The sequence below is a fragment of the Hyphomicrobium sp. GJ21 genome (genome assembly GCF_001006785.1).
Classification (GTDB): Bacteria; Pseudomonadota; Alphaproteobacteria; order Rhizobiales; family Hyphomicrobiaceae; genus Hyphomicrobium_B.
Map to the genome: position 1 here is coordinate 412,342 of NZ_CDHO01000003.1, position 24,543 is coordinate 436,884.

Sequence of the window (24,543 nt, forward strand, 5' to 3'; positions counted from 1 at the left end):
AGGTCTCCGCACCGCCCGCCATCGGTCACGCCCGATTCAGCAACGGTTATCTCCTGTCTTGCAAGCCTGCTGCACGTTCCGCAGCGAATGCCTCTTTCCCCTTTCCGGCCCACAGTTCCCGCGCCCGTTCGCCGTCCTCGCTGTTGAGCTTTTCAACCATCCAGATCAGCGCGCCGTAGATCATGGCGCGGTCGTCGCTGGTCAAGTCCACGACGCCAGATTTGATGACGAGGCCGCCGAGTTCGATGAGATGCCGGGTGCGCTTGCGGCGCTCGATCTGCCATGTGCGCATGTCATGCCGCGCCTGTGCTGCCCGATGCCGGTTGTGCGCCGCCCGGTTGCGCCGGAGCGCCGCCGTTGTCGCGGTCAGGCGCTGGCGCAGATCGGCGCGACCGGCCCTGAAAGAACACAGCGCCGCGCTTGGCCCATGCCTCCCTCTTTCCGGCCTCGGTCGTTTCCGCCAGCACGATCAGCGCACCGGCCAACTCGTCGGCGGTGAGCGCATCCGCCCCGGTGGCGATCACCAGTTCGCCGAGTTGCTGCACCTTTCGAGTTTTCAGTTCCCGCGCCTTGTCCTCAAGGGCCTTCAGTTCCGCATCATAGTCTCGTGGTTTGCGCATTGCGGTGTCCTTTCCCGATCGCAAGTGGTTGATGCGGTAAGGATAGTTGCGCAGGTGGCAGAACGCAGTATTGTTGCCGGGACGGTCTGGCACGGCCCGGTCCATCCCGAGATTTTTTCGAGGGAGGGCGCGCTTATACGTCGTTCCGACGTGCGCTTTGCCGTGCGAATGCTTGGATCGCGATGGCGATCTATCATCTTCACGTCAAGGTCATTTCCCGCAAGAGCGGATCGAGCGCGGTGGCGTCCGCCGCTTACCGCTCGGCCTCGCGAATGCGCGACGAGCGCCTCGACCGCGATCAGGACTTTTCCAACAAGCGCGGCGTCGTCCATTCCGAAGTGCTATTGCCCGATCATGCGCCCGAGCATTGGACCGACCGTGAACGGCTGTGGAACGATGTCGAAGCCGCCGAGTTGCGCAAGGACGCCCAGTTTGCCCGCGAGGTGGAATTCGCCATTCCCCGCGAGATGACGCAGGCGCAGGGCATCGAACTCGCCCGCGACTTCGCGCAGGCCGAATTTGTCGATCAGGGCATGATTGCCGATCTCAATGTGCATTGGGATATTGGCGAGGATGGACAGCCCAAGCCCCATGCCCATGTCATGCTCACCATGCGCGAAGTCGATGAAGACGGCTTCGGCAAGAAGCAGCGCGACTGGAACCGCACGGAGATGGTCGAGCGCTGGCGCGAGCGTTGGGCAGATCATGTCAACGAGCGGCTGGCCGAACTCGACATAGACGCCCGCATCGACCATCGCAGCCTTGAGGCGCAGGGCATCGGGCTGGAACCGCAAACACAGATCGGCGCACCCGCGCAGCGCATAGAGGGGGAAGGCATCGAGGCCGCCGACCGCGCCGACATGCACCGCGAGATCGCCCGCAACAATGGCGAGCGTATCATCGCCGATCCATCGGTTGCGCTGGACGCGATCACGCATCAGCAATCGACCTTCACGCGCCGAGAGATGGCGATGTTCGCGCATCGGCACAGCGACGGCATCGAGCAGTTCAACGAGGTGATGGGCGCGATGCGCAATTCGCCCGATCTGGTCGAGCTTGGACAGGACGGACGCGGTGAAGATCGCTTCACCACCCGCGACATGATCGAGACCGAACAGCGCCTGCATCGCGCCGCCGAGATGATGGCGGAACGCGAACGCCATGAAGTGAACGAAGCCGACAGAGAGGCAGCACTTACCCGCGCCGAACAGCGCGGCCTTGTCCTTTCCGGCGAGCAGGCCGACGCTCTGGCGCATGTCACCGATGGGCGCGATCTCGGCATCGTGGTCGGCTATGCCGGAACGGGAAAGAGTGCCATGCTTGGCGTGGCGCGCGAGGCGTGGGAAGCGGCAGGTTACGAGGTTCGTGGCGTAGCGCTCTCCGGCATTGCAGCGGAAAATCTGGAAGGCGGTTCGGGCATTGCGTCCCGCACCATCGCCAGCATGGAACACGGCTGGAAACAGGGCCGTGACATGCTGACTTCCCGCGATGTGCTTGTCATCGATGAGGCGGGCATGGTCGGCACCCGGCAGTTGGAAAGGGTTCTGTCCCATGCGCAGGAAGCAGGCGCGAAGGTGGTGCTGGTCGGCGACCCGCAGCAACTCCAATCCATCGAGGCGGGAGCCGCCTTCCGTTCAATCCATGAGCGTCATGGCGGTGTCGAGATCGAAACCGTTCGTCGCCAGCGTGAGGACTGGCAGCGGGACGCCACACGCGATCTGGCGACCGGCAGGACCGGCGCGGCGATCCATGCCTATGACAGTCACGGCATGGTGCATCAGGCACAGACGCGCGAGCAGGCCCGCGACGACCTGATTGACCGCTGGGACCGCGACCGGCAGGCGGCCCCGGACAGCAGCCGTATCATCCTCACCCATACCAATGCCGAAGTGCGGCAACTCAACGAGGCCGCCCGCGACCGGATGCGAAAAGCTGGCGATCTGGGCGAGGACGTGCGTGTCACTGTCGAGCGTGGCGAACGACGCTTTGCCAGCGGCGACCGCGTCATGTTCTTGCAAAACGAACGCGGGCTTGGCGTGAAGAACGGCACGCTCGGGACTATCGAGGACGTCAGTGCGCAGAGCATGACCGTGCGTACCGACGATGGCCGATCCATTGCCTTCGACCTGAAGGACTACGACCGCATCGACCACGGCTACGCGGCGACCATCCACAAGTCGCAGGGCATGACGGTGGACCGCACCCATGTTCTGACAACGCCGGGACTGGATGCTCACGGCAGCTATGTCGCGCTCTCCCGTCACCGTGACGGTATAGACCTGCATTATGGTCGCGACGACTTCGCCAGTCAGGACAGGCTCATCAACACCCTGTCGCGTAACCGGTCCAAGGACATGGCGACCGATTACGACCAGCAGATCGACCCGGCGCAGGATTATGCCGAGCGGCGCGGCATCACTTTCCGCGCCCGTGTCGCCGAGATCATGCGCAAGCTCGTGCCGGAGAATGTCCGCGACAAGATCGAGGAGATCATCGACGGGTTGCGCTCCCCCGGCGACGGCGTGCCTGGCACAGATGCCGTGCAGCACGCGGAAAGGGAGATGGCTGGGAAGGGCGCGGACCGCGAAGTCGCAATAAGGATGCGGGAAACGGAGATCGACCCGGAACAGGCGATACGCCGCGCCCGTGGACAGGCGTTCGTTCGCCATGCCCGTGCCGTGGATGCGATCTTCAAGGCACAGGCGCAGGACATCGCCGCAACGCCCGAGCAGATCGAGGAACTGCAAGAGGCTCGCACGGGCTTCGACAAACTCCGGCCTCATGGCTCCCACGACGCCGAGACCGTTTACAAGAGGAACCCCGAACTTGCGACTGAGGCCGCTTCGGGCGATCCCGACCGTGCCGCGCCTGCAAGACGCGCCCTGCAACTGGAAACCGAGATGCGTAAGAACCCCGACCTGCGCGCGGATCATTTCGTTGAGCGGTTTCAGGAACTCAAGCAGGCAGGGGAGCGCCAATATGCGGCGGGCGATTATTCCGGGTACAAATCCATCCGCGCTGAAATGGGCAACATGGTCATGGGGCTCGAACGCGACCCGCAGCTTGAATCCATCCTCGAAGGCCGCAAGCGTGATCTCGGCATCTCGTTCGACTCAGGCATGGGTATCAGCCGGGACCTTGCCCTCAGTCATGGTCTCGGCAGAGGAAGGGGACGGGATCTCGGCTTGTAGAACAAGCACACCTCAGGTCTATCTGTGGCAACGCATCCAAAGCCTTTTCTTCGTTGCGGTTTAGCGGATATCGTCAAGAACCGTAACGGACATTCCCGCAGGGTCTCTATATTGTGTGATTTATGGCGTCGTCAGGAGATCGCCACGCTTGAACTGGATTGTTTTGCCCGATGCCTACAATGAGAAATCTTGATCTGACCGATATTCATAGAGGCGATTGGGTCGATCGCTTATTGCCGCAGCCGATACGGCCTTATACGCGCCTCGCGCGGCTGGACAGACCGGTTGGTATCTGGCTCACGCTATTTCCCTGCTGGGCTGCGCTGTTTCAGGCAGCGCATGGCCTACCTGATTTGCGCGATCTTATAGTGTTCACGCTTGGCGCATTCCTGATGCGCAGCGCGGGTTCCACCATTAATGATATGGCGGATCGCAATTTCGACGGTCATGTCGAACGCACCCGGTTCCGACCACTGGCGAATGGCGAAATCAGTGTGAACCGGGCAATGATCTTTCTGGCCGTGCAGCTTGCGTTCGCCGCATCGCTACTCATCTTCCTCACGCCCTATGCTCGTCTTCTGGCCGTAAGCGTCTTGCCACTGGTTGTGCTCTATCCGTTCTGCAAGCGCTTTACCCATTGGCCTCAGGCAGTTTTGGGGGCTGCCTTCAATTGGGGGATGCTGGTGGCATGGGCGCAGATCGTTGGACATGTGCCCCCGGGTGCGGTGCTGATGTGGGCCGGAGCCATCGCTTGGCAGATCGGCTACGACACCACTTATGGTTATGTTGATGTGAAGGACGACAAGCGCCTTGGTCTCAAATCAACGGCGATCCTTTTCGGAACTCATGGCAAAGCGCTGATCGGTCTGTTTTACGTGTTGACGGTGTTGGCTTGGTCGCTTGGTGGCTGGATGCTGAATATGTCAGCCCCATACGCAATCGGCATGTTATTGATTGCGGCGCATCTCGGTTGGCAAGCTTGGCGGTTCGACCTCGACCGGCCCGAGATTAGTTTCCGTCTTTTCCTTGCCAATATCTTGACGGGGGCGATTCTTGCGATGGCCGCCCTTGCGGGAACTCATTGAAGTGATGCTAACGGCTGGTATGTCCCGCATGGCTGACACAGCTCGTAGCAAGACGACTATCCTTGCCGACCGCAAGGGCGAACCGGGCAACATTTTGGCGAATCAGGCCGCCGCCTCGGCCGTGAATTCACCTGCAATCATGAATCTCGGCTGAGGTAGAGGCCGAAGTGTTGGACTGTAGAACCGTCCTATTTACCGCCGATAGTACGCCATAGCCCTACGACGGCTAAATCTTTCTTGTGCAACGATAATTCCTTGCTCTGACTGGTCTCAGAAACCGTCAGGAACAACCAGCAGGAGGCATTGTTGCCATGCGCCAGCCAGACCGTATCATCCGCCTTAACACCGTCCGCGACCGCACCGGCCTGTCCCGGTCCACCATCTACCGCAAGATCGCCGAGGGCACGTTTCCGGCCCAACTCAAGATCAGCACCAACGGCGCGGGATGGCGGGAATCCGACATCGACCGTTGGGTCGCCGATCCGGTCAGGTGGCGACCGGAAGGGGCAACCAATGAAGCCCGCTAAGTCCGGCGGGCCTGCTGATCCGGGATATGACCGCGCGGATAATGATGACGGCCCGGACAACGCATCCCGTTCCCGCCGCCCCAAGCGACCGCCCACGGCGTCGGAACAGCTTGAGGAATTGCTGGGCTATCCGTGGCCGTTTCCCGGCAGGCCGCCCAAGCACGACCTCAGCACATGGACCGTCACCGACGACTGGCCCGATCCCGTTCCGGTGACGGAAGCCGAGATCGCGGTGTTCGAGCAATGGTTCGGCGACCTGTTCGATGAACTGTTCGGCCAGGATATGTGAGCCGTTTTCTGTTGCTGCGTGAGCTATTGTGTGGTACATAAACTCATATATGGAGTGAACGATGAACGTAGGCTTTCGGGATGACTGGCTTCGCGCCTTCTTCGTGGACGATGCCCGTTCCCGCAACATCCCGCCCGATCTGGAAGCCCGATTGTTCAGAAAGCTCCAGATGATTGACGACGCTGTGACCGATCAGGACTTGCGTGTGCCGCCCAGTAATCACTTCGAGAAGTTGCGCGGCAATCTCGCAGGTTTCCATTCAATCCGCGTCAACCAGCAATGGCGGTTGATCTTCCGCTGGGATGGCGAACGCGGTGAGGCGGACGGGATTTATCTGGACGATCACAGCTACCGATGAAAGCGAGGCAAACATGCTGACCACCAAGCGCAAGCCGGCGACAGTCGGCGAGATACTGACCGAAGAGTTCATGCAGCCGATGGGGCTGACGCAGGGCGCGCTCGCCGAGGCGATGGGCGTCCAGCGCAAGCACGTCAACGAATTGTGCGGCAACCGCAGGAACGTGACGGCAGCGACGGCGCTGATCCTCGCCCGCGTGTTCGGCAATAGCCCGGACTTCTGGCTCAACGTGCAGCGGCGCAATGATCTTTGGGAGGTGATGAACACGCCCAAGGAGCGCGAGCGCGTCGAGCGCGCCCGCCCGTTGCAGAACGCCGCCTGAACGCGCTTCGGGCCGGAACTGCCATTCGAGAAGGAGACATTGCCCCATGACCGTTCCCTTGCGCGCCGCGCTTTATCTCCGTGTCTCGACGGCGCGACAGGCCGAGCATGATGTTTCCATTCCCGACCAGAAGCGGCAGGGCGAAGCCTATTGCGAGTCGCGCGGCCTGCAACTGGTCGAGACCTTCATCGAGCCGGGCGCATCGGCGACCAACGACCGCCGCCCCGAGTTCCAGCGCATGATCGAGGCCGGGACCAGCAAGCCCGCGCCGTTCGATGTGGTCGTGGTCCATTCGTTCAGCCGCTTCTTCCGCGATCACTTCGAGCTTGAGTTCTATGTCCGCAAGCTGGCGAAGAACGGCGTGAAGCTGGTTTCGATCACACAGGAAATGGGGGATGACCCCATGCACGTCATGATGCGGCAGATCATGGCGCTGTTCGATGAATACCAGTCCAAGGAAAACGCCAAGCACGTCATGCGGGCCTTGAAGGAGAACGCGCGGCAAGGCTTCTGGAACGGCTCGCTTCCTCCTATCGGCTATCGCACCGTCGCCGCCGAGCAGCGCGGAGCCAAGACCAAGAAGAAGCTGGAAATCGATCCGCTGCACGCCGACACGGTGCGGCTGATCTATCGCCTCGCACTGGAGGGCGACGGCACCACCGGCCAGATGGGCGTCAAGAACATCGTCTCCTATCTCAACAGCCGCCGCATCTTCACCCGCGACGGCGGGCGCTGGGGCATCGGCCAGGTTCACCGCATCCTGACCCGGCGCACCTATATGGGCGAGCATGAGTTCAACAAGCGCAGCAAGAGCAAGGAACTCAAGCCCAAGACCGAAATCGTTGTCGTGCCGGTCCCGCCGATCATCGACAAGGAGACGTTCGAGGCGGTTCAGAAGCTGCTCAAGGCTCGCAACCCCAAGGTCATGCCGTCCCGCGTCATCAGCGGCCCGACCATGCTCACCGGCATGATCCATTGCGCCAAGTGCGGCGGGGCCATGACCATCCGCACCGGCAAGGGCGGGCGCTACCGCTATTATGCCTGTTCGATCAAGGCGCGGCAGGGACCGACCGCCTGCGAGGGCATGGCCGTGCCGATGGACAAGCTGGACGATCTGGTCGCCAGTCATCTGGAGGAACAGTTGCTCCAGCCCGAGCGGCTGGAAACGATCCTTGCCAGCGTTCTCGACCGCAGGCAGGAGCAATCGGAGCGCCGCCGCGATCATATCGCCGAACTCAACAAGCGCTCCGCCGAATCGGAACTGCGCCTCAAGCGGCTCTATGACGCCATCGAGGCGGGCGTGGCCGACATCAACGATCCGGCGCTGAAAGATCGCATCGACGGCCTCAAGGCCATCCGCGATCAGGCCAAGGCCGATGCCGAGCGGGCACAGGCTATGCTCCAGAACTCCGGCAGCAAAGCCGTCACGCCGCAGATGCTGCGCAAGTTCGCCTCAACGGCCCGCCAGCGCATCCGCCTCGACGGTGGCGGCTATCGCCGCGATCACCTGCGCGCGTTGACGCAGCGTGTCGAGGTCGCAGACGGCGAGGTTCGCATCATGGGATCGAAGTCCCGGCTGCTTCAGACGCTGGTGGCGAATAATGGAGTAAACTCAGTGCCCACTCAGGGACTGAAGTGGCGGAGACGGAGGGATTCGAACCCTCGATACGCCTTTAAAGCGTATGACGATTTAGCAAACCGTTGCCTTCAGCCACTCGGCCACGTCTCCCCAAACCAGTGGGTCGCAACCCTATAGAGGCGCGCCCGCTGCAATGCAAGCAACCCTCCCTCGTTTCCCTGACCTTTCCCCGAAACAGAAGAGTTGTCCTGTTCGTCGCCGTAAAGTCGTCCTACTGTGCTGAAATCAGTGTCGCTCTCAGCCGGATGGAAGGCGCCGTGTCGACCGCATTGAAATTACAAACTTGCGTCGTTTCGCTGATGCTGGTGACCGGCCCGGCAGGCGCGGCAGACATTTGCGTCAAATGCACCGGCCCCGATGCAAGCTATGATTGCGTCGTCAACGGCTCGGCGTCGGCCGATACGGTCACGAAGCTCTATTGCATCACGGCGCTGGCGAAAGTCGGACCCCACGCAAGTTGCGCCATTGACCGCGCCAGCGTGTCCCCCTGCCAGGGAGAGCGCAAGGAATTCACGCTTCCGGCGAGTGTTGACGGAGCATTCGGAGCCCCGCTCGAGCAAAACGCCGGCAATCCCGCGCTCCCTGCCAACGGCGTCGCACCGGTCGCGGGTCAAGAGCAGGTCGGCGAACAGCCACCACCGCAAGCGGCGAACGACGCGCCGCCAAAAACCGTGAAGGACATGGTCGAGAAGAGCCAGGTCTCCGCGAGCCTTGCGGAGACGCAGAAGTCAGCCGGTGACGCTGCCAAATCGGCCGGAACGGCTCTCGAGAAAGCAGGGTCCGCCGTCGGATCCGCCGCCAAGACATCGTGGAAATGTCTCTCGTCGTTTTTCTCGAACTGCTGAAGGCCGCCAACGTCCGCCGTCGATCGCTGACGCGTGCAATCACTCAGTGGACGGTCGACAGCCATTCGCGCGCGCGCTTCTGCGCCCGCATGATTTCCGCCTTGCTCATATCGCGTGCGAGTTCGAGGCGATAACGCTTGGCCTCGTCATTGCCGCGCATCGCAGCGATATTGAACCACTTGTGAGCTTCGACGAGATCGAGCGTTCCATCGCGGCCCGTGCAAAAGCTGAGGCCCAGTTCGAAAAGCGCGTCGTGGTGACCGCCGCCTTGGGCTGCGTATCCTCCGATCTCACGCGATAACATGTCCATACGCGACATTTTTTTCAGTCTCCATTGAGCGCCACAACGCTGGTGAAGGGTTGCGAAGACTTCGAGCCGTAAGCCGGCGTCGCGCCCTCGCGGCGCGCAATCAGAATTGCAGCGGATGGATGAAATCTCGTAAAAAGCTTCGAAAAATTGCTGTAATACCTAGAGAATCTTCGTTTCCGCACTGACAAGCTTTGGCGGAAATCGGCACATTTCGCCCGAAATGCGGCATACCGTTACGACTGCTTAACGACGGTTGTCATCTTTAGCTAACCATGTTTTGAATCGGGTTATGGGGCAGCCTGTCGGTCGCGCAGGGCAGCGCGACATTCAGCGATGGTTCAGCCTCGGTTCGCTAACCATGATCGCGTTGACGGAGAACGTCTTCGCCGAGGGGGTTCGGAGGGCCGGGACAGAATGTTCCGGACGAGGGATGATGAAGCAGACATTCGTTTGCCGTGCGCTCGCGCTTGCGAGTTTCCTGGCGCTTGCGGGCTGCGCTCAAGATGGTGCATCCCGGCCGTCCTATATCGGCCTCATAGATCTGACGCCGGCTGAAGCCAGCGCTCAGACAGTCGCGGCCGAGCCGCCGTCTGAAGCAACGCGGTACGTGCAATCAAACAAGGTGCTCGGCGCGATGGCATTCCAGCGCATCACCGGACGCACCGTCGATCCGGAACGCCTCAGCAGCAATTGATCGACGTCGTCGCAAAATAACGCCCGCGCCGGATCAACCGGCTTCGGGCTTCTTGAGCGCCAGACCACGTACGACCGCGGGACGTTCCGCAACGCGTGCGAGCCAGGCTTCGATATTCGGAAACTTGCGAACATCCTGGCCGATATCTGCCCAGACGCGGGTCCATGTGAAATTCGCGATATCCGCGATCGAGTAGGCGCCCGCGATGTACTCGCGGCCCTGCAAGCGCTTTTCAAGGACGCCGAACAGCCGCTCGACCTCTTTCCCATAGCGATCGATGGCGTAGGGTATCTTGTCGGGCGCCACATTCTTGAAGTGCTTGTACTGCCCGGCCATCGGCCCGAGGCCACCGACCTGCCAGAACAGCCACTGATCGATCTCCGCCTTCGTACGTTCATTCGACGGATAGAACGCGCCGAACTTGCGCCCGAGGTATTGCAGGATGGCGCCCGATTCAAAAATCGAAAGCGGCTGCCCATCGGGGCCATCGGGATCGACGATCGCCGGGATGCGGTTATTCGGTGAGACCGCAAGAAACTCCGGCGCGAATTGCTCGCCCTTCGTGATATCGACGAACTGCGTACGATAAGGTGTACCAAGCTCCTCGAGCATGATCGCGATTTTGTATCCGTTTGGGGTCGTCCAGAAATAGAACTTGATCGGCTCGTCGAGTCCGTCGTCCTGCATGTCTGCCCTTATGGAACAAGAATGATGGAGCCGGTCGTGCGGCGTCCGGCTAAATCGCGATGAGCTTCGTCAGCTGCCTTCAACGCGTAACGATGGTTGACCGCGATCTTGATTTTTCCCGCCAGCACCATCGCAAACAGATCGGCAGCATTTTGCTCGAGATCTTGTCGTTTCGCGGTATAGGCGAAAAGCGACGGACGCGTGGCGAACAGCGAGCCCTTCAACGCCGTCAGCTCAAACGGCGGAACAGGACCCGAAGAGTTGCCGAACGAAACCCACAGTCCCATCGGCTTCAGACAGTCGAGCGATTTCGGAAACGTGTCCTTGCCGACGGAATCATAAACGACGTCGCAACCAGCGCCGTTCGTCAGCTCCGCCACGCGAGCCACGAAATCTTCGCGCTTGGTATTGATCGTGTGCGTGCAGCCATAGGCTTTCGCCAGTTCGGCTTTCTCATCCGTGCTGACCGTGCCGATGATTGTCGCGCCAAGCGCGCGCGCCCATTGACACGCGATCAGCCCGACTCCGCCTGCCGCGGCGTGAAACAGCATGACCGTCCCCGGACCGACCTTGAACGTCTCGCGCAACAGATAGCGCGCCGTCATGCCCTGCAGCATCATGGCTGCGGCTGTGTCGTAGGTGATGCCGTCCGGAAGCTTGATCAGCTTGTCCGCCGGAACCCGCCGCGTGTCGACGTAAGCTCCCGGAACGCTTCCGTAGGCTGCTCTGTCGCCGACCTTGAAACCTTCGACATCCGGCCCGACCGCCAGCACCTCTCCCGCGCCCTCCGAGCCCAGAATCGCCGGCAGACTCGGCAGCTTGTAGAGACCATCACGCTGATAGATATCGATGAAGTTGACACCGATGGCGTGCTGCTTGAGCAGAATCTCGCCCGGACCCGGATGTCCGGCGTCGACCTGCTCGTATTTCAAAACCTCTGGCCCGCCATAGGCGTGAACTCGCACCGCATACGCCATAATCACGGCTCCTTTTTTCCAGGATTTTCGGTCACATACAGCCTGACGGCGAATCCTTCGTCACGCCAACAGGCAATTCGCCGCTTCATGGCGCGTCCGCCACGAGTCTGCCATGCTCACTTTCTACGGCCCATAAAACTATAAATCGGGATTCGCTTTGACCATTTTGGGATTTACGTCCGACCTCAAAGGACTTCGATTGATCGCAGCGCTCGCGACGTGCTTCGAACTTGCGGGCTGCGCCGGTGTTCCGGACCCGGCATTCGCGCAGCAGCGCGGCCTCAAATGTGTCGACGACAGCAATGTCTGCATCAGCCAGCGCAAGATGGTGTTCGACTCCTACATGGCCGACAAATCCCGCGCCTGGATCAAGCAGCCCGCCGGCCCGCACGAATATGCCTCCGGCGTCCGCCTGATGGCCTACAGCAAGATGCGAAAGGACCTGTCGTGTGAACAGCTTGCCCACGCCAAGGAGGAAGCCGACCGCGGTCCTGCCTCGCTCAGCGGCGGCTCCTATGTCGGGCTCACGACAGCGCAGGTGGCGCGCGGCGCAATGCTCGCCCGCGAGGTATCGCGCGAGCTTGCCAACGAAATGGCGCGCCGCTGCAGATAAGGCCGTCGATCCTTGAAGAAGCGCTTCCGTTTCCTTATGTCGCCGGGACAGCGCTCGACCCGGCCACCCGTCATCGCGGACGTTCGCACCTCGCCCGCCTCAACGCGAAAGCACATTCATGAACGTTCAGGACTTCGTCGATGCCATCGTTACGTTCGTCCGGGCCAACGAAGGCTGGACGGGACCGGTAGCGTTCCTCGTCGCCTTTCTCGAAAGCTTTTGCTTTCTCTCGATCCTTTGGCCGGGAACCGCAATTCTGATCGGCATATCGGCGCTTCTCGCCAAGAGCGGCGTCGAGATGAGCATCATGGGTCCGGCGATCATCTGGGCGGCCGTCGGCGGCTCGCTCGGCTATGCCGTATCGTATTGGATCGGGCTCTATTACAAAGACGGCATCCGCGAGATTTGGCCGTTTAACCGGAACCCGGCGATGGTCGAACGCGGCCAGGAGTTTTTCCAGAAATGGGGAGCGATCGGCGTCTTCTTCGGGCACTTCTTTGGACCCGTCCGCGCCGTAATCCCCGTTGTTGCCGGCATGTACGCTGTGCCGCAGTGGCAGTTTCAACTCGCCAATGTGACATCGGCGTTCATTTGGGCCGCAGGCATCATTGCGCCGACCTACTTCGGGCTGAGCTATTTGCTGAAGTGAGGCGGTAGGACGCTGCGGAAGCTTGCGTCGGCAAGGCCAATCCCTTAGAGGAGCGGTTCGATTTGGCGTCGTACCGGCGCTTTCGCAACCCGCTATGGCCGAGGCCTTTCCATGTCCAAGACATCTCTCAAGAACATTCAGAAGCAGAAGAAGAAGGCGAGCCGCACCATTCCGCGTCCGGCACAATCGCGCATTCAAGGCAATACCGCAGGCGTCCGGAATCGTCTGAAGAAGCTTGCTGGCAAGGCCCGCGCCGCTAAGGCATCGGCCTAAGCGACTGATACAGAAGACCTGGATCAGGCTCAGCTATTCATCGGCTGTGCCTGACCAGTCGCCCCGGCCGGATCGGCATGGTTGGTTGGCGTTCGCAACGTGAACACGATACCACCTCCCGAGAAACTCTACCCCCCGACGGTTCAGCCGCCCGAGCGAGCGCTGCCGTTACCGCGGTTCATTGCTCGCTTCATTCGCAATCCTCTTCAGGCGCTCCCGCGCGCTGTCTATACCGAGCCCGTCGTCACCTACGGCTCGAAGCGCCCGCTGGTCACCTGGGTTACCGATCCGGCGCTGATCGAGCGCATCCTCCTCAAAGACGCTGAGCACTTTCCGAAGACGCCGCTCGACCGCCGCGTGCTCACCCCAATGCTCGGCAACGGCATCCTGACCGCCGAAGGCGAGAGCTGGCGCTGGCAGCGAAAAATCGCGAGCCCGATGTTTCGCTACGCCGAGATCCTGGCTTACGTGCCGGCGATGGTGGAAGCGACCGAGCAACTCCTCGACACCTGGAAGCAGCGCGGGCACGAGTTCACGACCGATGTCGAAGACGCGATGACGGAAACGACGTTCTCGGTCATCGCACGCACGGTGCTGGCAGGCATCGACGAGACCGAAGCGAGCGCAGTCAAACACGCGGCGCGCACGTATCTGGATCGCATTTCGTGGGAAGTCGCAGCCGCGATTTTGCGTCTGCCTCCGACGATGTGGCACCCCGGAAAAGCCAACATGTGCACCTCCGCAAAGGAGGTGCGCACGATCGTCGAGCACCTGCTCGCACAGCGCCGCGCACAGCCCGGATCAGGCAACGATCTCGTTGCTCGCTTGATCAGCGCACACGATCCCGCGACCGGCGAGCAGATGTCCGACGCCACGATCGTCGACAATCTGGCGACGTTCCTGTTTGCGGGTCACGAAACGACAGCCAAGGCTTTGACCTGGACGCTCTATCTGCTCGCACGCGCTCCGCAATGGCAGGACCGCCTTAGGGACGAGGTGCAGCACGCCTTGCGCACTTCGCCACGCGTCGGCCCCGGAACCATCGAACGCTTGCCGTTGACGTTACGCGTCCTGAAAGAGTCGCTGCGCCTCTACCCTCCGGCGCCAGTCATGACGCGGCTCGCGAACCAGGATCTCGACCTCGAAGGCACGCACGTGCCGAAAGGTTCGTTGATCGTCATTCCGATTTTCGTTCTGCATCGCCACCAGCGCTTATGGGACGATCCCGGCCGCTTCGATCCGGACCGCTTTCTCCCCGAGAACGAAGCCAAATATCCGCGCACTCAGTTCATGCCGTTCGGCTTCGGCCCTCGCATTTGCATCGGATCGTCGTTCGCGCTGATCGAGGCGACTGCAATCCTCGCGACGCTATTGCAAGGCGCACGGTTCGAATGGGACGGCCGCCATGCTCCGGAGCCCGTGAGCCGCGTAACGCTCAGGCCCAAGGGCGGCATGCCGCTGATCGTCAAGCCGCTCTGACGCCCGCGCAGGCGCGCTTCGCGCCGTTAGTGTTTCGTTTACCGAAATTACCGCTCCGCGAATTTTCATTTCGCATTTCACGCAATCCCGTGAGCGGGATCGCAATCACTTGCTGCTATGTTTTGTCGCACAAGCAAAAGCTGCCTCCAAAGGAGAGGCTAACGACAATGGCAAAGATCTTTTATGCCCTAGCTGCAATCGCACCAGGCGGATTCATCCTTCTCGCAGCCATCGGAATTCTTCACGTCGTCCGCGTAGGGCTCCGTGAACGCCGGCAGCGTCAGACGGCTGGATTGCCCGCCTGACGTCATCGCCGACGCGCCGCGCTTCAAATGCCGAGCTTGGCCTTCAGGATGTCATTGACCGCGGCAGGATTGGCTTTTCCGCCTGTCGCCTTCATGACCTGACCGACGAACCATCCGAGCATGGACGGCTTGGCTTTCGCCTGCTCGACCTTGTCGGGATTGGAAGCGATGATCGCATCGACGGCCTTTTCGATCGCGCCGGTATCGGTCACCTGCTTCATGCCGCGCTTTTCGACGATCTCGGCCGGGTCTCCGCCTTCCGTCCAGACGATCTCGAAAAGATCCTTCGCGATCTTTCCCGAGATCGCATTCGACGCGATGAGGTCGACGATCGCTCCGAGTTGCTGCGCCGACACCGGGCACGTCTCGATGTCCTTGCCCTCTTTGTTCAGGCGGCCGAACAGTTCGTTAATCACCCAGTTCGCGGCGAGCTTGCCGTCGCGGCCGTTCGCGACACTCTCGAAGTAGTCGGCCGACGAGCGCTCGGCGACGAGCACGTCCGCGTCGTAAGCTGAAAGGCCGAACGACTTGATGAAGCGCGCGCGCTTTTCGTCCGGAAGCTCCGGCAGCTTCGACTTGAGATCGTCCACGTAGTCTTGCGTCAGTTCAAGCGGCAGCAAGTCGGGATCGGGGAAGTAGCGGTAATCGTGCGCCTCTTCCTTCGACCGCATCGAACGCGTCTCGCCTTTGACCGAGTCGAACAGCCGCGTCTCCTGGTCGATCTTGCCACCATCCTCGATGATGTCGATCTGGCGCCGCGCTTCCACTTCGATCGCCTGACCGATGAAGCGAATGGAGTTGACGTTCTTGATCTCGCAGCGCGTACCGAGCTCGTCGCCCGGCTTGCGGACCGACACGTTGACGTCGGCGCGCAGGTTGCCCTTCTCCATGTCGCCGTCGCACGTCCCGAGATAGCGCAGGATGGTGCGCAGCTTCGTGACGTACGCCTGAGCCTGCTTCGACGATCGCAAATCCGGCTTCGACACGATCTCCATCAGCGCCACGCCGGAGCGATTGAGATCGACGTAGGAATAATCCGGATGCTGGTCGTGCAGCGACTTGCCCGCATCCTGCTCGAGATGCAGGCGCTCGATGCCGACCTTGAGCGTCTCGCCATCGGCGTCGATCTCGACCTCGCCTTCGCCGACCACAGGCTGCTTGTACTGCGAGATCTGATAGCCCTGCGGCAGATCGGGATAGAAGTAGTTCTTGCGATCGAACACGCTTTTGAGATTGATCTCAGCCTTGAGGCCGAGGCCCGTGCGGATCGCCTGCGCCACGCATTCCTTGTTGATGACCGGCAGCATGCCCGGCATCGCCGCGTCGACCAGCGACACATGGCTGTTGGGCTCTGCGCCGAACGCCGTCGAAGCTCCCGAAAACAGCTTCGCATTCGACGCGACCTGAGCATGAACTTCCATGCCGATAATGACTTCCCAATCGCCGGTTGCGCCCGCGATCAGGTTGTTCGGCTTGGATTTCACTGCGACTTTCTGAGAGCTCATTCGTCATCTCCAGCCTGCGCCGCCTTCATCCCAAGGCTAAGCGCGAGACAATTCCTAGTTACGATTGCGCTTCGTGAGATAGCCCACGCCGGCATAGACGAAGCCGGCCACCAGCGAGACGATGAAGACGCCCGCGACCGAGCGCCCAAGGGTCGGCGCGTCCCAGATACGAAGCAGCGTTGCGACGTAGAGCACCGCGACGCCCGCGATCGCACCCGCAAAAGCCGCGATCAGTAGCTTGCTCTTTTCATTGGCCTTCTGCCCCAGCATGAACGCGACGACGATCGTTGCCGGGTTGAGAATTCCGTAAAGCAGAACCTCGACCAGAGGCACGGTCTGTTCGAAGTCAGGCACTGCCGTTGTCTCCGCTTTTCACTTTGGCGTCCTGCGCCTGCCGAAGCTTCTCTTCCTCGTACTGCACGAACCAGCCGATCATGTTGCGCCATTGCGCGCCGACCATATCGACCATTTCCGGCGGCATGTTTTTCTCGCTCGCACGCGCCTTCACGCGATCGATGACCTGCTGGATGCGCCACTGAACGACGGCGCCTTCTTGCGTCGTCATTTTAAGCTGCCAGGCGCGATCGACGTAGCCGTAGCGCTCGGCGATGAGGTCGACGAGCGCCGCGTCGATGCGGTCGATCTCGCTGCGCACTTGGGACATGTCTGCGCATTCCCACGGCCGTTTCGGATCCATCGTCTAACCCTTCATCCACCATTTGGCAGGCACCGCGAACCGGCCTGCCGAATCCTCAATCACCTGCGCCGTCCGGAATAGCGTTTCCTCATCGAACGGCTTGCCGATCAGCTGCAGCCCGAGCGGCGTTCCCTGCGAGGAAAGCCCCGCCGGAACCGACATGCCGGGCAGCCCCGCCATGTTCACCGTCACGGTGAAAATATCCTCGAGATACATCGCCAGCGGATCGCCCGACTTTTCGCCGAACGCGAATGCGGGCGACGGCGTCGTCGGCGTCAGCACGACATCGACCTTGTCCCAGGCGAGATCGAAATCACGCTTGATCAGCGTGCGCACCTTCTGCGCCTTGAGATAGTACGCATCGTAATATCCGGCCGACAGCACGTAGGTGCCGATCAGGATACGGCGGCGCACTTCCTTGCCGAACCCGGCCGCGCGCGTTTTTTCGTAGGTGTCCGTCAGATTGTCGCCGCTGACGCGAAGGCCGTAGCGCATGCCGTCGTAACGCGCGAGGTTCGAGGAACACTCCGCCGGCGCGACGATGTAATAGGCAGGCAGCGCGTACTTCGTATGCGGCAGCGAGATTTCATGGATCGTGGCACCGGCCGCCTTCAGCCACGCGATGCCCTCGTCCCAGAGCTTCTGAATTTCGGCCGACATGCCGTCGACGCGGTACTCCTTCGGAATGCCGATGCGCAGGCCTTTGACGCCTTTGCCGACCGCCGCTTCGTAATCGGGAACCGGCGCATCGACCGACGTCGTATCCTTCGGATCGTGGCTCGCCATTGCGCGCAGCATGATCGCACTGTCGCGGACGGTTTTCGAGATCGGCCCCGCCTGATCGAGCGACGACGCGAACGCGACGATGCCCCAGCGCGAGCAGCGGCCGTAGGTCGGCTTCATACCGACCGTACCGGTCAGCGCCGCAGGCTGCCGGATCGACCCGCCTGTGTCGGTTGCCGTCGCCGCGAGACAGAGATCGGCCGCAACCGCCGCCGACGATCCGCCGGACGAACCGCCCGGCACCAGCTTGTCTTCCGAAAGCTTGCCGTCCGCGCCTTTGCGGCGCCACGGGCTGACGACGTTGCCGAAGGCGCTCGTCTCGTTCGACGAGCCCATCGCGAACTCGTCGTTATTGAGCTTGCCGAGCATGATCGCCCCGGCATCCCAAAGATTCTGCCCGACCGTCGATTCATACGGCGGTTTGAAATCGTCGAGGATCTTCGAGCACGCGGTCGTCCGGATGCCCTTCGTGCAGAACAGATCCTTGTTGCCGATCGGCAGCCCTTCGAGCGATCGCGCCTGGCCGGCCGCGATCCGCTTGTCGCTGTCCTTGGCCTGAGCGCGCGCATGCTCCGGCGTCTGCAGAACATAAGCATTGATTGCCGGGTTCGCGGTATCGATCGCCGCGAGAAATGCGTCCGTCAATTCCAAGGCAGAAAAGGACTTGTTCTTGAGGCCGTCGCGAGCCTCGGCCATCGTCAGTTTCGTGAGATCCGTCACTCAACAGTCCCTTTCAGTCCTTTGCAGCGCTCATAAACGAGAGCCTCGCCGTCGCTGGCAACCTTGATGCGGTCGGCATCGAGACGCGTGAACGTCACCGTCTCCTCGTACTCCTCGGCGCCCTCGGAACATTGCATTTTCGTTTCGAAGGTGTTGGCCGAAGTCTCGCGGATCGATTCAAATTTACAGCCGCCTTCCCAACTGCGCGTGCCCTCTTGCGTGAGCGTCAAAGGATACGTCGCGATGTTGGGCGTCGCCTTGCCGCTCTCGATGTCCTTGAGCTTCTTGCATCCGGTTGTCGGCGAGTAGATGCCTTCGCCGACGAATGCGCCCGAAGTCTTTTCTTCGGCGCAATAACCCGCCGTCGAAATCAGACTGAGCCCTGCCGCCAGAACTGCGCTGCGAAGCATTCGCTACTCCACGATTTTCGGTACGACGAAATAATGATCTTCGGTCAGCGGCGCGTTGGCCGTCACCGCGTCGGCGATTTCGCCGTCGTTGACCACGTCGTCACGCATCGCCAGCTCTTGGGTGACGACACGCGTCATCGGCTCGACCGCAGACGTATCGACCTCGTCGAGTTGCTGCGCCCAATCGAGAATGCCGGAAAGTTCTTTTTCCAGGCCCTTGGCCTCAGCATCGCTGATCCGGATCCGGGCGAGGCGCGCGATCCGGCGAACGGTCGCTTCGTCGACCTGCATTTGGAATTCCTTCGAAAAGCTCGGAGAAAGGTCTTCGCTGCTCTCTTACCCGTCCCGGTGCCTCCGAGGCAACCTGCCCGGCGCGTTCTTGCACGGCGACGCCGTGACTGGGACCAAACGTCTTGTTTCCGCTTGCATTTGCGGTGTCGCTGGGCGCGCGGCGCTGCTACTTCCTTGGCAAGCATCAATTCAGAGCGAATGGCGACCCGCATGAGCCAGCCGGCTTCCCCGGAAATAACCGGGCGCACCACGGAAGACCCACAGGAATTTATTGCCGCCGCGACCGCGTCGGGCCGCCTGATCGGCATCGACGGCGGCACGAAGACGCTCGGGCTCGCGCTTTCGGACGTGACTCGTACCATCGCCTCGGCGCTCGAAACCATCCGGCGGACGAAGTTCACAGCTGACGCCGCACGCCTTCTGGCGCTCGCCACCGAGCACGCCGTCACCGGCCTGGTTCTCGGCCTGCCGCGCAACCTCGACGGCACCGAGGGCCCCCGCGCGCAAGCGACGCGGGCCCTGGCGCGCAATCTCAACAAGCTGAGCCCCCTGCCGATCCTGCTCTGGGATGAGCGCCTGACGACGGCGGAGGCCGAGCGCATGCTGATCGACGCCGACCAGAGCCGCAAACGCCGTGGCGAGGTCATCGATAAGCTCGCGGCTACGATTATCCTGCAAAGCGCTCTTGACCGTCTCGGACGCCAGCGCTGAAAAGCCTCGCGAACTTTCTCTTCACGGAACCTTCTACCAGCCGTTAAGGGATTTCCACTACGCCGACGCACCGCGCTTGCGGGCACGCCAGACTCCGCCTATAGACACGGCTTTAATGACATCAAAACCGAACTCGAACGCGCTGAAAGTTTTTCCGCGCCGCCATTTGCTGACCTGCGAGGGGCTGTCAGCGAATGAGATCAATTTTGTGCTCGATCTTGCCGACAAGGCCGCTGATCACATCCGGCAGAACGGCAAGAAGCGCGACGTCCTCGACGGGCGCACGCTGATCAATCTCTTCTTTGAATCCTCGACCAGAACGCAGGCCTCCTTCGAAATGGCGGGCAAGCGTCTCGGCGCCGACGTCATGAACATGAACGTCGCGACCTCCTCGGTCACCAAAGGCGAAACGCTGGTCGATACGGCCGTGACGCTCAACGCGATGCGCCCCGACATCATCGTCGTCCGTCATCATGCCGCCGGCGCGGTCGAGCTGTTGTCGCAAAAGGTCGATTGCTCGGTCATCAACGCCGGGGACGGCGCCCACCAGCATCCGACCCAGGCCCTGCTCGACGCCCTGACGATCCGCCGCGCCAAGGGCCGGGTCGCCGGACTGACCGTCGCGATCTGCGGCGACATCCTGCATTCGCGCGTCGCACGCTCCAATATCAATGTTCTGAACGCGCTCGGCGCGCAGGTGCGCCTCGTCGCACCCTCGACGCTTCTTCCTTCGTCGCCCGAACGGCTCGGGACCGAGGTTTACACCGACATGTGGAAAGGCATCGACGGCGTCGACGTCGTCATGATGCTGCGTCTTCAGCGCGAGCGCATGGACGCATCGTACGTTCCCTCCAGCCGCGAGTTCTTCCACTTCTTCGGGCTCGATCACGAGAAGCTCGCGCGCGCCAAGCCTGACGCGCTTGTGATGCATCCCGGCCCGATGAATCGCGGCGTCGAGATCGCATCCACCGTCGCCGATCATTCCCGCAGCGTCATTCGCGAACAGGTCGAAATGGGGGTTGCCGTGCGTATGGCCGTGCTCGAAGCGCTCTCGGCGCATCTGCCAAGCTTCAAGGACGTCGCCTGATGAGCAAGGCAGCAAGCAAAACCATCGAGAAACCGAAGAACGCCGGGCCGGCAACCGTTTTCATCAACGCGCGCCTGCTTGATCCCGCGTCCAGCCGCGACGAGCCGGGCGGCCTGCTCGTCAAGGACGGCATCATCGCCGACCTCGGCAGCCATCTGCGCCGCAACGCGCCCGAAGGCGCAACGGTCATCGACTGCAAAGGTCACGTTCTGGCGCCCGGCCTGATCGACGCGCAGGTCTTCACCGGCGAACCGGGTTACGAGCACCGCGAAACACTGAAAACCGCCAGCCACGCCGCTGCTGCCGGTGGCGTCACGACCATCGTCGTCATGCCGGACACCAATCCGGTGATCGACCAAGTCTCGCTCGTCGACTTCATCCAGCGCCGCGCCCGCGACAACGCCCTCGTCCACGTTCACACGATGGCGGCGATGACGAAGGGCCTCAAAGGCGAAGAGATGACCGAGATCGGCCTCCTGAAACGGGCCGGAGCGATCGCATTCTCGAACGGAAAGTCGAGCGTCGTGAACACGCGCGTCATGCGCAACGTGCTGAGCTACGCCAAAGACTTCAACGCCCTCGTCGTGCACCACACCGAAGACCCCTACCTCTCGGGCAGCGGCGCAATGAATTCCGGCGAAGTCGCCTCGCGCCTCGGACTTCCGGGCATCTCGAAGATCGCCGAGACGATCACCCTGGAACGCGATGTGCGCATCGTCGAAATGACCGGCGGCCGCTATCACGCCGCGACGATCAGCTGCCAGGAAAGCCTCGACGTCGTGAAGGCCGCGAAGGCGAAAAAGCTGCCCGTCACGTGCGGCGTCTCGATCAATCACTTGACGCTCAACGAAAACGACATCGGCCCGTATCGCACCTTCTTCAAGGTCCGCCCGCCGCTCCGCCGCGAAGAAGACCGCGCGGCGATGGTGCAAGGGCTCGCAAACGGCGACATCGACGTGATCGTGTCGAGCCACGATCCGCAGGACGCCGACACCAAGCGGCGACCCTTCGCGGAAGCGGCCGACGGCGCCGTCGGACTTGAAACACTGCTCTCGGCGGCCTTGCGTCTGGTGCATTCCGGCGACGTCACGCTTCCCGCGATGCTGAAGGCGCTGACCATCAATCCGGCGCGTCTGCTCGGGCTGCACAGCGGCCGTCTTGCAAAGGGCGCGATCGCCGATCTCGTGCTGTTCGATCCCGGCGAGCCCTGGGTCGTCAACAAGGACTTGCTGCGCTCGCGCTCCAAGAACACGCCCTTCGACGAGGCCAAGATGCAAGGTCGCGTGCTCAGAACGGTTGTTGCCGGAGAAACCGTCTACGAATACGCTGGCGTCGAACGCACCTGAGCCTTTCGGCAATTCAACGGAATTCGCTTCGAACATGGACCCCTCGTCCCTCCCCACGCTGCTGCTCGCATTCGGCGTCGGATACGCTTTGGGCTCCATCCCATTCGGACTGCTGCTGACGCGTCTTGCTGGCCTCGGCGACGTTCGCCAGATCGGATCGGGAAATATCGGCGCGACCAACGTGCTGCGCACAGGGCGCAAAGGTCTCGCTGCCGCGACGCTCCTTCTCGATGCTGCCAAAGGCGCAGCCGCAGTGCTGATCGCGCACGCCGCGTTCGGACCGACAGCCGCGACCGTCGCGGGCTTCGGAGCGCTGCTCGGACATATCTTTCCGGTCTGGCTGAAATTCAAAGGCGGAAAGGGCGTCGCGACGTTCCTTGGCGTGATGGCCGCGCTGGCCTGGCACCTGGCGGCGGTCTTTGCGATCGTCTGGCTGGCCGTCGCGGCGACCACGCGAATTTCATCGCTTTCGGCCCTCGTCGCGACCTTCGCCGTTCCGGTCGCGGCGTTCCTGATGGGCTACGAGCAAATTGCTATTGCGGCCGCGCTGATGGGCACGATCATCCTGGTCAAGCACCGCGCAAACATCCGCAGGCTTCTGGCGGGCGAGGAGCCGAAGATCGGTGCCAAAGCCTGAGCAATCCGAGCTTTTCAGTCCCGCACCCTTGCCGATAGCAGCGCTTTCGGACGCCGAACGGCTCGCCTGTTTGCGCTTGATCCGCTCCGAGAACGTCGGGCCAGTTACGTTTCGCGAACTGATCAATCATTTCGGCGGCGCCCAGAACGCGCTTGACGCATTGCCAGAGTTATCGCGGCGCGGCGGCTTCGGCCGTCCCGTTCGCGTTTGCCCGGCGCCCGACGCCGAGCGAGAACTCGAAAACGCCCGCCGCTGCGGCGCTATTTCCTTGTTCACGATCGAGCCGGGCTACCCTGCCATGCTCGCGCGCATCGATGCGCCGCCGCCGATGCTCTACGTAAAAGGCCGCCTCGAGCTTTTGAATAAGCCGGCCGTCGCGATCGTCGGATCACGCCAATGCTCGGCCGCGGGAACACAACTCGCCCAGCGCTTCGGGCATGACTTGGGAAAGTCCGGCCTCGTCGTGGTATCCGGCCTCGCACGCGGCATCGACCGCGCCGCGCACGAGGCTTCGCTCGCGTCCGGCACGATCGCCGTCCTTGCTGGCGGACTGGATTGGATCTACCCGCGCGAACACGCCGACCTGCAACGCGTCATCGGCGAACAGGGGTGCCTTCTCACAGACCGCCCTCCTGGCTTCAATCCGCGCGAAAAGGATTTCCCAAGACGTAACCGCTTCATCGCTGGGCTCTCTTATGGCGTCGTCATCGTCGAGGCGGCGTTGCGCTCCGGAACCCTGACGACAGCCCGCTACGCCAACGATCTCGGTCGCGAAGTATTTGCTGTGCCGGGTCACCCGCTCGACCCGCGCGCGGAAGGCACCAATCGCCTGATCAAACAGGGTGCCACCCTCGTCACCGACGCCGAAGACGTCATTGAAACGCTGCAACCGATTATCGGCCGCCAAGCATTTCGCGAGGCTGTTGATGAAACGGACTTCGCATCGGCGTCAGAAACGCCCCGCACGTCGCTGCAACCAATTTCGCCGACCGTCGCCGTGCGCCGTCAACCGGACGGACCAGAAGACATAAGCGCCGTCCTCGAAGCCCTAAGTCCCGCGCCTATCGCGATCGATGTCATCGCACGCAGCACCGGGCTCACCATTCAGAGCGTCCAGATAGCGCTTTTGGAACTCGATCTGGCAGGTCGCGTCGAACGTCACGGACTTAGCCTCGTGTCGTTGAAAGCCCCCTGACCGAACTCTTCGGCGAAATTTATCGTTAAGAAATTTAGCCCTTCAGCGATTCCGCAATCGCTTCTTCCCGGGACTGCGCGATCAACGCCGGAAGCTTCTCGCAACGTTCGCGTTCGGCGAGCGTCTTGAGTTCGCTCAGGAGATCTGCAAGGTATTCAAGGCGCTCACGCCTTTCCAGGTCGGGCGCTAGAGCGCGCGCTTGAGCCTCGGGCATTCCCATTTCCTCACGTTGAGCATCGTCAGCGTAATGAACGTGTGTTATCTCATTCTTCCTTAGGTTGCAACACGCAAGTTAAAT

The 24,543-nt window shown here is 61.7% G+C and carries 31 protein-coding genes, 1 tRNA gene and 1 pseudogene; 20 read left to right on the forward strand and 13 right to left on the reverse strand.

Going from position 1 to position 24,543, the window contains the following annotated elements; all coding sequences use genetic code 11:
• Nucleotides 1–46: 46 nt before the first annotated feature.
• On the reverse strand, nt 47–292 hold the full coding sequence (locus tag HYPGJ_RS10295; RefSeq protein ID WP_046847109.1) for a conjugal transfer protein TraD: 246 nt from the start codon (nt 290–292) through the stop codon (nt 47–49).
• A gap of 1 nt (nt 293) precedes the next feature.
• Complete coding sequence (locus tag HYPGJ_RS10300; RefSeq protein WP_046848307.1) at nt 294–620, reverse strand: conjugal transfer protein TraD; 327 nt, start codon at nt 618–620, stop codon at nt 294–296.
• Nucleotides 621–802: 182 nt separating this feature from the next.
• Here HYPGJ_RS10300 and traA point away from each other — a divergent pair, with 182 nt between their 5' ends.
• From traA to HYPGJ_RS18780, 8 genes and pseudogenes are all read left to right on the forward strand, one after another.
• A complete protein-coding gene (traA, locus tag HYPGJ_RS10305; RefSeq protein WP_046847110.1) occupies nt 803–3,811 on the forward strand; it encodes a Ti-type conjugative transfer relaxase TraA in 3,009 nt (1,002 codons plus the stop codon).
• Nucleotides 3,812–3,981: 170 nt separating this feature from the next.
• A complete protein-coding gene (gene ubiA, locus HYPGJ_RS10310) occupies nt 3,982–4,896 on the forward strand; it encodes a 4-hydroxybenzoate octaprenyltransferase (protein WP_046847111.1) in 915 nt (304 codons plus the stop codon).
• Nucleotides 4,897–4,924: 28 nt separating this feature from the next.
• Nucleotides 4,925–5,050 carry a hypothetical protein gene (locus HYPGJ_RS19535; RefSeq protein WP_280136162.1) on the forward strand — a complete coding sequence of 42 codons (126 nt, stop codon included), beginning with the start codon at nt 4,925–4,927 and terminating at the stop codon, nt 5,048–5,050.
• 157 nt (nt 5,051–5,207) lie between these two features.
• Nucleotides 5,208–5,423 (forward strand): AlpA family phage regulatory protein, encoded by a 216-nt coding sequence (locus HYPGJ_RS10315; RefSeq protein WP_046847112.1) that lies wholly within the window; start codon nt 5,208–5,210, stop codon nt 5,421–5,423.
• Entirely contained in the window at nt 5,410–5,712 is a 303-nt protein-coding gene (locus HYPGJ_RS10320) for a hypothetical protein (protein WP_046847113.1), read from the forward strand. Before HYPGJ_RS10315 ends, HYPGJ_RS10320 begins: the two co-directional genes overlap by 14 nt.
• 61 nt (nt 5,713–5,773) lie before the next feature.
• Nucleotides 5,774–6,070: a type II toxin-antitoxin system RelE/ParE family toxin gene (locus HYPGJ_RS18775; RefSeq protein ID WP_083984098.1), complete on the forward strand. Its 297-nt coding sequence runs from the start codon at nt 5,774–5,776 to the stop codon at nt 6,068–6,070.
• Between the two features lie 13 nt (nt 6,071–6,083).
• Entirely contained in the window at nt 6,084–6,392 is a 309-nt protein-coding gene (locus HYPGJ_RS10330) for a HigA family addiction module antitoxin (protein WP_046848308.1), read from the forward strand.
• Nucleotides 6,393–6,438: 46 nt separating this feature from the next.
• Nucleotides 6,439–8,058, forward strand: a pseudogene (locus HYPGJ_RS18780) (recombinase family protein); the annotation flags it as partial.
• Here the strand turns inward: HYPGJ_RS18780 and HYPGJ_RS10335 are convergent.
• A tRNA-Ser gene (locus HYPGJ_RS10335) sits at nt 8,029–8,121 on the reverse strand. The pseudogene HYPGJ_RS18780 and the gene HYPGJ_RS10335 overlap by 30 nt on opposite strands.
• 167 nt (nt 8,122–8,288) lie before the next feature.
• On the opposite strand from HYPGJ_RS10335, the gene HYPGJ_RS10340 reads away from it, so the two are divergent.
• On the forward strand, nt 8,289–8,876 hold the full coding sequence (locus HYPGJ_RS10340) for a hypothetical protein (RefSeq protein WP_083984176.1): 588 nt from the start codon (nt 8,289–8,291) through the stop codon (nt 8,874–8,876).
• Between the two features lie 43 nt (nt 8,877–8,919).
• On the opposite strand, the gene HYPGJ_RS10345 is transcribed toward HYPGJ_RS10340, so the two are convergent.
• On the reverse strand, nt 8,920–9,186 hold the full coding sequence (locus HYPGJ_RS10345; protein WP_200185750.1) for a sel1 repeat family protein: 267 nt from the start codon (nt 9,184–9,186) through the stop codon (nt 8,920–8,922).
• 433 nt (nt 9,187–9,619) lie between these two features.
• Between HYPGJ_RS10345 and HYPGJ_RS10350 the strand changes: the two genes are divergently transcribed.
• Nucleotides 9,620–9,880, forward strand: coding sequence for a hypothetical protein (locus tag HYPGJ_RS10350; protein ID WP_046848310.1), 261 nt, complete (start codon nt 9,620–9,622; stop codon nt 9,878–9,880).
• Nucleotides 9,881–9,913: 33 nt separating this feature from the next.
• Here HYPGJ_RS10350 and HYPGJ_RS10355 read toward each other — a convergent pair whose 3' ends face one another.
• Together HYPGJ_RS10355 and HYPGJ_RS10360 are read right to left on the reverse strand one after the other, a co-directional pair.
• Nucleotides 9,914–10,567 carry a glutathione S-transferase N-terminal domain-containing protein gene (locus tag HYPGJ_RS10355; protein ID WP_046847116.1) on the reverse strand — a complete coding sequence of 218 codons (654 nt, stop codon included), beginning with the start codon at nt 10,565–10,567 and terminating at the stop codon, nt 9,914–9,916.
• 8 nt (nt 10,568–10,575) lie between these two features.
• Nucleotides 10,576–11,544: a quinone oxidoreductase gene (locus tag HYPGJ_RS10360; protein WP_046847117.1), complete on the reverse strand. Its 969-nt coding sequence runs from the start codon at nt 11,542–11,544 to the stop codon at nt 10,576–10,578.
• 157 nt (nt 11,545–11,701) lie between these two features.
• Between HYPGJ_RS10360 and HYPGJ_RS10365 the strand changes: the two genes are divergently transcribed.
• From HYPGJ_RS10365 to HYPGJ_RS19390, 5 genes are all read left to right on the forward strand, one after another.
• The gene (locus HYPGJ_RS10365; protein ID WP_244466085.1) at nt 11,702–12,157 is read left to right on the forward strand and encodes a hypothetical protein; all 456 of its coding nucleotides are present in this window, start codon (nt 11,702–11,704) and stop codon (nt 12,155–12,157) included.
• Between the two features lie 118 nt (nt 12,158–12,275).
• Nucleotides 12,276–12,806 (forward strand): DedA family protein, encoded by a 531-nt coding sequence (locus tag HYPGJ_RS10370; protein ID WP_046847118.1) that lies wholly within the window; start codon nt 12,276–12,278, stop codon nt 12,804–12,806.
• Between the two features lie 111 nt (nt 12,807–12,917).
• The gene (locus tag HYPGJ_RS19325; RefSeq protein ID WP_200185718.1) at nt 12,918–13,079 is read left to right on the forward strand and encodes a hypothetical protein; all 162 of its coding nucleotides are present in this window, start codon (nt 12,918–12,920) and stop codon (nt 13,077–13,079) included.
• Nucleotides 13,080–13,178: 99 nt separating this feature from the next.
• A complete protein-coding gene (locus HYPGJ_RS10375; protein ID WP_244466086.1) occupies nt 13,179–14,558 on the forward strand; it encodes a cytochrome P450 in 1,380 nt (459 codons plus the stop codon).
• Between the two features lie 167 nt (nt 14,559–14,725).
• On the forward strand, nt 14,726–14,863 hold the full coding sequence (locus HYPGJ_RS19390) for a hypothetical protein (RefSeq protein WP_013214682.1): 138 nt from the start codon (nt 14,726–14,728) through the stop codon (nt 14,861–14,863).
• A 23-nt stretch (nt 14,864–14,886) separates the two neighbouring features.
• Here HYPGJ_RS19390 and gatB read toward each other — a convergent pair whose 3' ends face one another.
• From gatB to gatC, 6 genes are read right to left on the reverse strand one after another with little or no spacing between them, the layout of a single operon-like run.
• On the reverse strand, nt 14,887–16,368 hold the full coding sequence (gene gatB / locus HYPGJ_RS10380) for an Asp-tRNA(Asn)/Glu-tRNA(Gln) amidotransferase subunit GatB (protein ID WP_046847119.1): 1,482 nt from the start codon (nt 16,366–16,368) through the stop codon (nt 14,887–14,889).
• Between the two features lie 54 nt (nt 16,369–16,422).
• Complete coding sequence (locus tag HYPGJ_RS10385) at nt 16,423–16,722, reverse strand: hypothetical protein (protein WP_013214680.1); 300 nt, start codon at nt 16,720–16,722, stop codon at nt 16,423–16,425.
• Nucleotides 16,715–17,032: a chorismate mutase gene (locus tag HYPGJ_RS10390; protein WP_244466087.1), complete on the reverse strand. Its 318-nt coding sequence runs from the start codon at nt 17,030–17,032 to the stop codon at nt 16,715–16,717. Before HYPGJ_RS10390 ends, HYPGJ_RS10385 begins: the two co-directional genes overlap by 8 nt.
• Nucleotides 17,033–17,068: 36 nt before the next feature.
• Nucleotides 17,069–18,568 (reverse strand): Asp-tRNA(Asn)/Glu-tRNA(Gln) amidotransferase subunit GatA, encoded by a 1,500-nt coding sequence (gene gatA / locus HYPGJ_RS10395; protein WP_046847120.1) that lies wholly within the window; start codon nt 18,566–18,568, stop codon nt 17,069–17,071.
• Nucleotides 18,565–18,978 carry a hypothetical protein gene (locus HYPGJ_RS10400; RefSeq protein ID WP_046847121.1) on the reverse strand — a complete coding sequence of 138 codons (414 nt, stop codon included), beginning with the start codon at nt 18,976–18,978 and terminating at the stop codon, nt 18,565–18,567. The genes gatA and HYPGJ_RS10400 overlap by 4 nt, the downstream gene beginning before the upstream one ends.
• 3 nt (nt 18,979–18,981) lie before the next feature.
• Complete coding sequence (gene gatC, locus HYPGJ_RS10405) at nt 18,982–19,269, reverse strand: Asp-tRNA(Asn)/Glu-tRNA(Gln) amidotransferase subunit GatC (protein WP_046847122.1); 288 nt, start codon at nt 19,267–19,269, stop codon at nt 18,982–18,984.
• Between the two features lie 210 nt (nt 19,270–19,479).
• Here gatC and ruvX point away from each other — a divergent pair, with 210 nt between their 5' ends.
• The 5 genes from ruvX to dprA all read left to right on the forward strand — a co-directional run bounded on the left by ruvX (nt 19,480) and on the right by dprA (nt 24,245).
• Nucleotides 19,480–19,980 (forward strand): Holliday junction resolvase RuvX, encoded by a 501-nt coding sequence (gene ruvX, locus HYPGJ_RS10410; RefSeq protein WP_200185720.1) that lies wholly within the window; start codon nt 19,480–19,482, stop codon nt 19,978–19,980.
• A gap of 115 nt (nt 19,981–20,095) precedes the next feature.
• Nucleotides 20,096–21,067, forward strand: coding sequence for an aspartate carbamoyltransferase catalytic subunit (locus HYPGJ_RS10415; RefSeq protein ID WP_013214674.1), 972 nt, complete (start codon nt 20,096–20,098; stop codon nt 21,065–21,067).
• The gene (locus HYPGJ_RS10420; protein ID WP_200185722.1) at nt 21,067–22,413 is read left to right on the forward strand and encodes a dihydroorotase; all 1,347 of its coding nucleotides are present in this window, start codon (nt 21,067–21,069) and stop codon (nt 22,411–22,413) included. The genes HYPGJ_RS10415 and HYPGJ_RS10420 overlap by 1 nt, the downstream gene beginning before the upstream one ends.
• A 34-nt stretch (nt 22,414–22,447) precedes the next feature.
• On the forward strand, nt 22,448–23,050 hold the full coding sequence (gene plsY / locus HYPGJ_RS10425; protein WP_046847123.1) for a glycerol-3-phosphate 1-O-acyltransferase PlsY: 603 nt from the start codon (nt 22,448–22,450) through the stop codon (nt 23,048–23,050).
• Complete coding sequence (gene dprA, locus HYPGJ_RS10430; RefSeq protein ID WP_046847124.1) at nt 23,037–24,245, forward strand: DNA-processing protein DprA; 1,209 nt, start codon at nt 23,037–23,039, stop codon at nt 24,243–24,245. The genes plsY and dprA overlap by 14 nt, the downstream gene beginning before the upstream one ends.
• Before the next feature lie 34 nt (nt 24,246–24,279).
• Here dprA and HYPGJ_RS10435 read toward each other — a convergent pair whose 3' ends face one another.
• Nucleotides 24,280–24,459, reverse strand: a complete 180-nt coding sequence (locus HYPGJ_RS10435; RefSeq protein WP_046847125.1) for a hypothetical protein — start codon at nt 24,457–24,459, stop codon at nt 24,280–24,282.
• Between the last annotated feature and the right edge of the window lie 84 nt (nt 24,460–24,543).

Bases quoted from the DNA above. Each gene is read 5' to 3' on its own strand.
- HYPGJ_RS10295 (WP_046847109.1), bottom strand. From the start codon at position 292: ATGCGCACATGGCAGATCGAGCGCCGCAAGCGCACCCGGCATCTCATC.
- HYPGJ_RS10300 (WP_046848307.1), bottom strand. From the start codon at position 620: ATGCGCAAACCACGAGACTATGATGCGGAACTGAAGGCCCTTGAGGAC.
- traA (WP_046847110.1), top strand. From the start codon at position 803: ATGGCGATCTATCATCTTCACGTCAAGGTCATTTCCCGCAAGAGCGGA.
- ubiA (WP_046847111.1), top strand. From the start codon at position 3,982: ATGCCTACAATGAGAAATCTTGATCTGACCGATATTCATAGAGGCGAT.
- HYPGJ_RS19535 (WP_280136162.1), top strand. From the start codon at position 4,925: ATGGCTGACACAGCTCGTAGCAAGACGACTATCCTTGCCGACCGCAAG.
- HYPGJ_RS10315 (WP_046847112.1), top strand. From the start codon at position 5,208: ATGCGCCAGCCAGACCGTATCATCCGCCTTAACACCGTCCGCGACCGC.
- HYPGJ_RS10320 (WP_046847113.1), top strand. From the start codon at position 5,410: ATGAAGCCCGCTAAGTCCGGCGGGCCTGCTGATCCGGGATATGACCGC.
- HYPGJ_RS18775 (WP_083984098.1), top strand. From the start codon at position 5,774: ATGAACGTAGGCTTTCGGGATGACTGGCTTCGCGCCTTCTTCGTGGAC.
- HYPGJ_RS10330 (WP_046848308.1), top strand. From the start codon at position 6,084: ATGCTGACCACCAAGCGCAAGCCGGCGACAGTCGGCGAGATACTGACC.
- HYPGJ_RS10345 (WP_200185750.1), bottom strand. From the start codon at position 9,186: ATGGACATGTTATCGCGTGAGATCGGAGGATACGCAGCCCAAGGCGGC.
- HYPGJ_RS10350 (WP_046848310.1), top strand. From the start codon at position 9,620: ATGAAGCAGACATTCGTTTGCCGTGCGCTCGCGCTTGCGAGTTTCCTG.
- HYPGJ_RS10355 (WP_046847116.1), bottom strand. From the start codon at position 10,567: ATGCAGGACGACGGACTCGACGAGCCGATCAAGTTCTATTTCTGGACG.
- HYPGJ_RS10360 (WP_046847117.1), bottom strand. From the start codon at position 11,544: ATGGCGTATGCGGTGCGAGTTCACGCCTATGGCGGGCCAGAGGTTTTG.
- HYPGJ_RS10370 (WP_046847118.1), top strand. From the start codon at position 12,276: ATGAACGTTCAGGACTTCGTCGATGCCATCGTTACGTTCGTCCGGGCC.
- HYPGJ_RS19325 (WP_200185718.1), top strand. From the start codon at position 12,918: ATGTCCAAGACATCTCTCAAGAACATTCAGAAGCAGAAGAAGAAGGCG.
- HYPGJ_RS19390 (WP_013214682.1), top strand. From the start codon at position 14,726: ATGGCAAAGATCTTTTATGCCCTAGCTGCAATCGCACCAGGCGGATTC.
- gatB (WP_046847119.1), bottom strand. From the start codon at position 16,368: ATGAGCTCTCAGAAAGTCGCAGTGAAATCCAAGCCGAACAACCTGATC.
- HYPGJ_RS10390 (WP_244466087.1), bottom strand. From the start codon at position 17,032: ATGTCCCAAGTGCGCAGCGAGATCGACCGCATCGACGCGGCGCTCGTC.
- HYPGJ_RS10400 (WP_046847121.1), bottom strand. From the start codon at position 18,978: ATGCTTCGCAGCGCAGTTCTGGCGGCAGGGCTCAGTCTGATTTCGACG.
- gatC (WP_046847122.1), bottom strand. From the start codon at position 19,269: ATGCAGGTCGACGAAGCGACCGTTCGCCGGATCGCGCGCCTCGCCCGG.
- ruvX (WP_200185720.1), top strand. From the start codon at position 19,480: ATGAGCCAGCCGGCTTCCCCGGAAATAACCGGGCGCACCACGGAAGAC.
- HYPGJ_RS10415 (WP_013214674.1), top strand. From the start codon at position 20,096: ATGACATCAAAACCGAACTCGAACGCGCTGAAAGTTTTTCCGCGCCGC.
- HYPGJ_RS10420 (WP_200185722.1), top strand. From the start codon at position 21,067: ATGAGCAAGGCAGCAAGCAAAACCATCGAGAAACCGAAGAACGCCGGG.
- plsY (WP_046847123.1), top strand. From the start codon at position 22,448: ATGGACCCCTCGTCCCTCCCCACGCTGCTGCTCGCATTCGGCGTCGGA.
- HYPGJ_RS10435 (WP_046847125.1), bottom strand. From the start codon at position 24,459: ATGCCCGAGGCTCAAGCGCGCGCTCTAGCGCCCGACCTGGAAAGGCGT.